The 7,167-nt window shown below is 63.9% G+C and carries 7 protein-coding genes; all 7 read right to left on the reverse strand.

Translation table 11 applies throughout. From position 1 onward, the window contains the following. Positions 1–83 precede the first annotated feature (83 nt). Complete coding sequence (locus HJB82_RS31540; protein WP_259673927.1) at positions 84–2,156, reverse strand: hypothetical protein; 2,073 nt, start codon at positions 2,154–2,156, stop codon at positions 84–86. A 154-nt stretch (positions 2,157–2,310) separates the two neighbouring features. Beyond that, positions 2,311–2,628: a hypothetical protein gene (locus HJB82_RS09280; protein WP_405049111.1), complete on the reverse strand. Its 318-nt coding sequence runs from the start codon at positions 2,626–2,628 to the stop codon at positions 2,311–2,313. Beyond that, positions 2,625–3,629, reverse strand: a complete 1,005-nt coding sequence (locus HJB82_RS09285; RefSeq protein ID WP_221139862.1) for a tail fiber domain-containing protein — start codon at positions 3,627–3,629, stop codon at positions 2,625–2,627. The genes HJB82_RS09280 and HJB82_RS09285 overlap by 4 nt, the downstream gene beginning before the upstream one ends. Next, positions 3,595–4,011, reverse strand: coding sequence for a GNAT family N-acetyltransferase (locus tag HJB82_RS09290; protein WP_207583377.1), 417 nt, complete (start codon positions 4,009–4,011; stop codon positions 3,595–3,597). The genes HJB82_RS09285 and HJB82_RS09290 overlap by 35 nt, the downstream gene beginning before the upstream one ends. Further along, positions 4,008–5,831, reverse strand: a complete 1,824-nt coding sequence (locus HJB82_RS09295; RefSeq protein ID WP_221139863.1) for a hypothetical protein — start codon at positions 5,829–5,831, stop codon at positions 4,008–4,010. Before HJB82_RS09295 ends, HJB82_RS09290 begins: the two co-directional genes overlap by 4 nt. After that, entirely contained in the window at positions 5,828–6,535 is a 708-nt protein-coding gene (locus HJB82_RS09300; RefSeq protein WP_221139864.1) for a hypothetical protein, read from the reverse strand. The genes HJB82_RS09295 and HJB82_RS09300 overlap by 4 nt, the downstream gene beginning before the upstream one ends. 158 nt (positions 6,536–6,693) lie before the next feature. Beyond that, positions 6,694–7,167 (reverse strand): transposase (locus HJB82_RS09305; RefSeq protein WP_221139865.1); only part of this gene is annotated, 474 nt, incomplete at its 5' end.

The raw sequence follows: 7,167 nt of genomic DNA on the forward strand, positions 1-7,167 counted from the left end.
GAGTAGTATCGGTTGCGGTGAAGAGATCGATCGCGATCCAAGCGAATCTTCGCACCTTGCGGCCCTCGGAAGCTTGAATTGGCCTACCAGAGGCCATTTTGCTGCCGAGCAAGGAGCGCACGCACGAGCGCGGCCGCCGCCGGTCGGCGACCTTGGTTGATTGTCTCCCGCGGATCGCGCGAGCCCGGCCTCGGGGTCGGAATGGGCGGGTTAACCCGCGGAGCGAAGGGATCGGCGGTGCCCTCGGTCTGATACTGCGGCGCGAAGCTCCTGGCTATCGCGAGCCGGTCCGCGACCTCCTTATTCCCCGGCTTATCGTAACCGGCAAATTGCCAGGCTCTGTTCATCAGGCTTTGCGCCTCTTCCACCGATCTTGCGCGGTTCAGCCTGGCGATCAGGCGAGGGTCCTCCTGCAGGAAGAACTCGGCCTGTGTCTGCGGGCTGATCGCACCCGGCTTTTCGCCCTTGGCGGCGGCGAAGTCGTAAAGTGCCTGCAGTCGGGTGTTACGCCACGACATAATGGCGCCTGATCTGCCGGGCTTTCCGCTCTTGCTTGGGTCGGACCAAGAACTATTGGCTCTCTTGGCCGAGAACTGGCTTTCGGACTGGCCCGTCGAGGCGATAGCCGCAAGACCATAAGGGTTGGTCACCTTGATGATCGACCCATCTCGCTGCTTATAGCCGTTCTTGATCGTGCCCATGAAGCCGTCGAAGACATCGGCGTCGACGGGTTGCTGGCTGGGAGTGCCCCTTACCGCCTGCCGATCGTGGCGGCCGGGTTTCGGTGTGGGAACGGGCACTTTGCCCGTTGGAACGAAGGGATCGTCGCCGGGCAGTTGGGGCGCCGTCGCGGGCTGCTGGCGGCGCTCGTCCGTCGTCAACTGCGGATCGGGATATTCCGGCCTCGGCGCGGGGACAGGCCCCTTGGCCGGCTGAGAAGGCACGGCATGCGCAACGCCCTTGGACTGTGCCGCGATCGCCGCTTCAATCATGCTGTCCGGATAAAGAGCGCCCGATGTTCCCTGCTCCTGCGTGATGAGGGCGCGAACAAACTTCTTTGCCATTGCCGGGTCGTTCAGGCGGAGATCATCGGCAGGGCCAATGCCCATCATTTGCGCGATGTTGGCAGCCGCCGTGAAAGAGTTAGGCGTCCAGCCCTTTGTTCCAGCGATGATTTGATTCGGCGTCAGCATGCCCTCTCGATACTTCTTCATGATCTGCCAGACATTGTGCTCCATGCCAGCTTCCGGCGTGGCATAGACAACTTGCGGATCGCCCTGGTCGGTGTTCTCGGAAGGGCCGATGATCCCCGGCCTATGTTGGCCGGCGTATTTGAGATTGGTGGGATTGTTGTTGCGCATGCCGGGCGGCAACTCGCCGCGACGAACGGGATCGGATAGAACCGTTTGAAGCTCTGCCCCGTCGTTTGCGGATCCGGCGGCGGCGGCGCCAGGAGCTGGCGCCGCGGGCTGTTGGCTGTGTTCGTCCGTCGTCATCTGCGGGTCGCGATATCCGGGTCTCGGCGAGGGAACGGGTCCGTTGTCAGGCAACGGAGCGAAGGCATCGTCGCCTGGTTGATCGGCCGCCATCGGCTGCTCGCGGCGATATTCGGTCGTAACCATCGGGTCGCGATAAGGCCGCGGCGTCGGAATGGGAGGGTTGGCAGGCGGTGCGAATGGATCGTCGCCAGGCTGGTCGGCCGCCCGGCGATAGTCCGTCGTGACCATCGGGTCGCGATAGGGCTTCGGCGTCGGAATAGGCCCGTTGTCGGGCAGCGGCGCGAAGAGACCGGCGCCGGGCTGGGCGGCCGGGGCCATGGGCTGTTCGCCGCGATCATCAGTCGTCATCAGCGGGTCGAGACTGGGTCTTTCCGGCGGAACGGGCCCGTTGTCGGGCAGCGGCGCGAAGGGATAGTCGCCCGGATCGCCGGCCGGCGCCGCGCTGCCCTCACCGCTTGCCTGCTGCTCCTGCTGGCGGATCGCCAGCCCGCCCAGGAGAGCCTGGACAAGACGCGCGGCCCCTTGCCAGGGGGATTGTACGGGGCCCGAATCCATGCCCTGCTGCAGCATGGCATCAGCCAGCTGCTTGCGCCGGTCGCTGATGTCGCCCTGTGTCTTGCCGGTATCGCCGCCGAAAATGAATGACGCTAGTGACATTGGTCCACTGCCCTTTCGTAGAAGACGCGGTCGAAACCGTCTGTCTGGATGGATTTTTCACACATTATTGAACACGAGGCCGATCCGGATCGGACCGCCGTCCCTGTATCGGTAGGGACCGATCAGCACGCCGTTATCCCGCTGATGTCCTAGTTCAGCCGTCAGTCCGGCGCGTCGGCCCGCCACCGAAGAACAGCGACAGGAAGCCGGGAGAGGCCGGCGCTGGTGTGGAAGGCTGGCCTGTCGGAGCGACGGCACCTTGACCGGCGCCTGCCTGCTGCGCCTGCCGTTGCTGGCGAACCGCCCAGCCGCCGAGCCCGCCTTCGGCAAGCCGCGCGACCCCTTCCCACGGCGATTGCACCGGGCTCATATCCATGCCCTGCTGCAGCATGGCGTAGGCCAGTTGCTTTCGCTTGTCGTCGATGTCGCCCTGTGTCTTGCCGGTATCGCCGCCGAAGAGGAAATCCATCATGCCACTGCCCTTTCGTAGAAGACACGGTCGAAACCGTCGGCGTGTTCGAACACGGCGTCCGGATGGGTCTTGCGCACATCGTCGGACATCAGGCCGAGCTGGGTCGGGCCGCCGTCCTTGTATTTGAAGGCGTAGACCGGCAGGCCGTTATCCAGCGTGCCGACGCGTTTGATGTTTTCCTTGAGCCGACGGTCGGATTTCGCCCAGCCGCCGAGCAGTGAGCCACCAAGGCCGAAGAGGCCGCCCATCGCCGCGTTCGATTGGGCGACCTGGCGGTCGTAGAGGCCCATCTGCTGGTTGAAGCCTTCATTGATCAGGCCGGCCTGGTCGACATTCGGCAGCTGCGTCGTCGGCGTGTTGACATAGCTCGGCTGGTGGACCTGCGATCCCGACATCAGCGCCGAAATCTCGTTCAGCGGCTGGTTTCGCTCGGTCAGGATGGAGTTCTGGGCATTCGAATACATGTCGCCGAGATACTGGTCGGAGGCGGCCTGCTTGCGCGTCGAAAAATCGCGCAGCGCGTTGTCATAGGCCGCCGACCCCATCGAGATGCCCTTGTCGGCAAGGCTCTGGTCGAGGCTTGCCTGATCGCGATCCCACTGGTTGTTGAAGCCGGACTGCCAGTGATCGTTGACATATTTGTCGACATTGCCGGCGCTCAGATCGACATTGGTGCCGAGCACACCGGAGATCTTGCCGGTCTGGTCGTTGGCGAGCCTGGCGAGGCCGAGCTGGGTCTGCTGCGTCTGGTCGTAGATCGCCTGGTTTTCAGGCGAATAGGTCTGATAGGCCGAATAGGTCGGCAGTTGGTAGCTCTTGCCGGTCTGGTCTTTCATCGTCTGGTAGCCGCTGACCTTGTATTCCAGCGAACCATCCGGCGTGTACTGGTTGGTGTGGCTCAGGCCGGCATTGGCAATGGCGGTGTCGACGTTGGTTGCCGTCTGTGCCGCTGCGGTCTGTGTCGGATCAGGCGCCTTCGGGGCCTTCGGCGTGGAGACCATAGGGAAAATCCTCCTTGATGATTGCGTAGAGCAGCGCGTCGCAGTCGCCGAAATAGGCTTGCTGGCGGCCTTCCAGCCGTGCGCCGAGTCTTTCGAGCATCGTCTGGGCGTCGAAATTGTCGGCCCGTGTCCTGGCGGTTGCGCGGCGGCAGCCGAGCTGATGCACGACATAGCCAAACACCGATCGCATCAGCGTCCGCGTCAGCCGATCGGCGGCCAGCGAGACCTCGACGTCATGCGCGGTCCAGACGTTGAAGACGAAACCGGCGATGATCCGGCCGCGGTCGATATGGGCAAGCGTGGTGTAAGGCGGGTGGAAGCTGACGCCGATCCGGCCGCCGACCCAGGCGGCGATATCCTGGCGCGGTTCGGAGACGATCAAATCGGCGCGCCTTTTTCATAAAGCACCGAGCCGCCGACGACGGCCGCCTCGGAGACGGAGCCGGAGGAGCCCGAAATCAGCGCACGGATCGTCGGCGCCAAGGCCGAACCGGCGCCGCCGGCGGAGGCGAATTTGCGCACCAGCGAAACGCCGGGGAATTTCGACACACCCCAGACCGCCGTTCCCCATTTCGCCGCCGCATTGTTTTCGACCGAGGACAGCAGCGCCGTCGGTATCTTGGTCTGATAGTCGACCGAGATCCCACCATACATCAGCGAGGAAACGCCGATCTGCGCCGTCACCCCGATCAGCTTCGAGAGCTTGGTCGAGAGCCCGTCGCCATATCGGCTCCAGGCGCCGACCATCAGCGCGTCGATCGCCACGCCATTGTCGTTGGCGCCGACCTCGGCCTCATAGACCGTGCCGTCGCCGGCGCCGAAGAACAGCCGGTCCTGCCAGGTCGCCCAGCAGGAGGCCGGCATGCCGACGAAGCGGCACCAGGCGCCGGTTTCGGTGTTCATCACATATTGATAGGGGCCGAAGGAGGACGGCAGGTTGACGATCGCCATCTGCCTGGCCGGGAAGCTCGAAAGCTGCCACTCCTGCGAAGTCGTGCCGATCGCCGCAACGGTCTCGCGCCATGTCGGGCCGATCCTGGCAGTGATCGCTCCGAGGCTGGTGGCGCCGCGGTCGAGCTGCACCGCCTTGGTGATCGGCACGATGCCATCGGTGGTCATGATCGCCAGATCGGCGCCGACCGAAAGCAGGCATCGATCGCTGCCGAGCGGCCGGCCGAGCTTGAAGGTGCCGATCAGGCCCCAGTTCGAAACACTCGAAGGATCGGAGCCCTGGAAGACGATCACCTCGCCTTCCGAGGAGATCAGCACCAGGCACTGCTGCAGGCCTGTCGAAACCGGAATCGTCCAGACGTTGATCGCAACCAGCGTGCCGCCATATTTCATGTTGCCGCCGACCGGCAGCACCGTGGCTGCGCCGCTGACGGCGTCGGTGGCGAGATACCAGACATTGGTCGAATTCTTCTCGATGAACCACAGGCGCGAGCGATAGGCGGTGACCGCGATCAGCAGCGAAGCGTCCGGTATGCCGGTGATCATCGTCGAGGCAACGTAAGGTGTGGCGACCGCGCCTTTTTCCAGCTGCGCATTGGTCACCGTTCCCGTCACGGTGACGACAAGCGTGCCGGCCGCCGGCGTGAAGGTGAGCGACACCCGATTGTTGACGCCGGTGCCGTTCAACGTGCCGGAGAAGGCGCCGGAGAGCGTGACCGAGCCGTTGCCGAAGAAGCTCAGCGTATAGGCCGTGTTGCGGACGGCAACGTTCTGGGTGGCGAGCGTTGCCGTGCCGGTGAGAAAATTGTTGGTCCAGGAGCTGCCGTTGAAGAGCAGCGGTGTATCCAGGCCATTGACGAGGCGCAGGAATTCCTGGCCGGCCGGGTTGGTATATTGCTGCACCGACCAATGGGCGCTGGCCATGCCCGAGACGACGGGCGCACCGGCAGCACCCCCCACCGTCACGTCGAAGATTTTGTCGCCGGCAGCGGCAAACAGCCTGTTGCTGACGCCCGAATAGGGGATGACCGTCTGCGCATCGGCGCCAAGGCCGGTGGAAAAGGCGAGGAAACCGTAGCGGGCGCGGACGCGGTTTGCCTCGGGAAAGAAGTTGTCGAGCTGAAACGCCGCATCTTCAGGCATATCCGCCATTTCGACATCGGTTCGCCAGCCGCCGATCGGCGCGATCCAGTCTTTGCCTGGCGAAACGCGGCGGGTGCGCCCGTTTGGGGGAACAGGTTTGCGGGTCATGGATTTGAAACCGTGATCGTGCCGGGCCAATAATTCTCGGGCGCCTGTCCCCTCGCCGGCAGCGAGAGGTCGACGGGGCTTGCAGCCCGATCGGCGCCGATGGCGGCTTCCTTGGATCGCTCGAAACTGGCGATCTCCTCGCCATAATCGAGGCCCTTGGCCCGCTTCCAGCGCCAGATCAGCGAGAGTTCGAGAAGGTCTTCGGGGAAACGGGCCGTATCGGTATCGTTCGCCCAATTCGCCCCAGAGGTCGCACCGCCATTCACCGCCACCCAGAAGCCGGAGATATAGGCATATTCGATCGTCTCGCCTGAGGCGTTCGGGTAGATGTCGAGCTTGCCGCCAGCCATGCGCCAAATCTGCGGCACCGGGTTGGAGTTGAGGATCGTCTGGCGCTGCCAGGTCTGCGGCTCGACAGGGCCGTTGAGCTGCCAGAGGCGCGAGGCATTCCAGATCTTGGCATTGGCGGCAAAGCGGTTCCAGTCATCGGGCGGCTCGGCCGGCTCCGGATTTGCACCGGTCGCCACGAACTGCCGCCGCACCATCAGCGCCGACCAGTCATGCTCGCGCACCAGGTCGCGGCCGGCGCGGGTGGAGAGGATGCGCAGCTGCATGATCTGCGGATCCGCCGAGGACATGACGGCCGTCGGCGGATCGAGGTCGATTTCCGCGCAGACGTTCTGAATGATGGTCAAGAGCGACATACGGGGGAACTCCGGTTCAGAGTAGTTGCCGTGGGCGTGACGGGCTAGGTGAATTTGCTTGATGGTGTGCCGCGTTGCCCCCTCATCCGCCCTGCGGGCACCTTCTCCCCAGCGGGGAGAAGGTGCCCGAAGGGTCGGATGAGCGACTATCTGGGCTGTCAAGTTGCATGTTCGAATTCTCTTCGCGCATCTCGTGCTTTTGCATTGAGAATGACCAGGAGTTTTCGGGCGAGCGCGATGCGGATGACCATTTTCGGTTTGCCCTGGCTTTGCAACCTTTGCTGGAATGCCGCCAGATGCGGATTGTGTCGGGCTGCGATGGCGCCAACCAGGAACAGAATGGCGCGTGGTCCGGAGCGCCCGCCGCGCACCGGCCGATGTCCGCTGCGTTTGCCGCTGTCGTTGGCAATCGGCGCAAGGCCGGCCAGCTTGGCGATCGCCTTGTTGGAGATCCGGCCGATCTCAGGCAATTCGGCCATCAGCCGGGCAACGGTACGGTTGGCCACGCCCTTGATCGAGCGAAAGGCCTGGTTGAGGCAGGCCCAGAGCGGATCGTCATCGATCATCGAGGCAATCTCGCCTTCGAGGGTGCGGCTCTGGCGCACCAGAAGCGCGATCACCTCGTTGAGGCT

Origin of the sequence: Rhizobium sp. NZLR10 (genome assembly GCF_019685125.1) — a bacterium.
Taxonomy (GTDB): Bacteria; Pseudomonadota; Alphaproteobacteria; order Rhizobiales; family Rhizobiaceae; genus Rhizobium.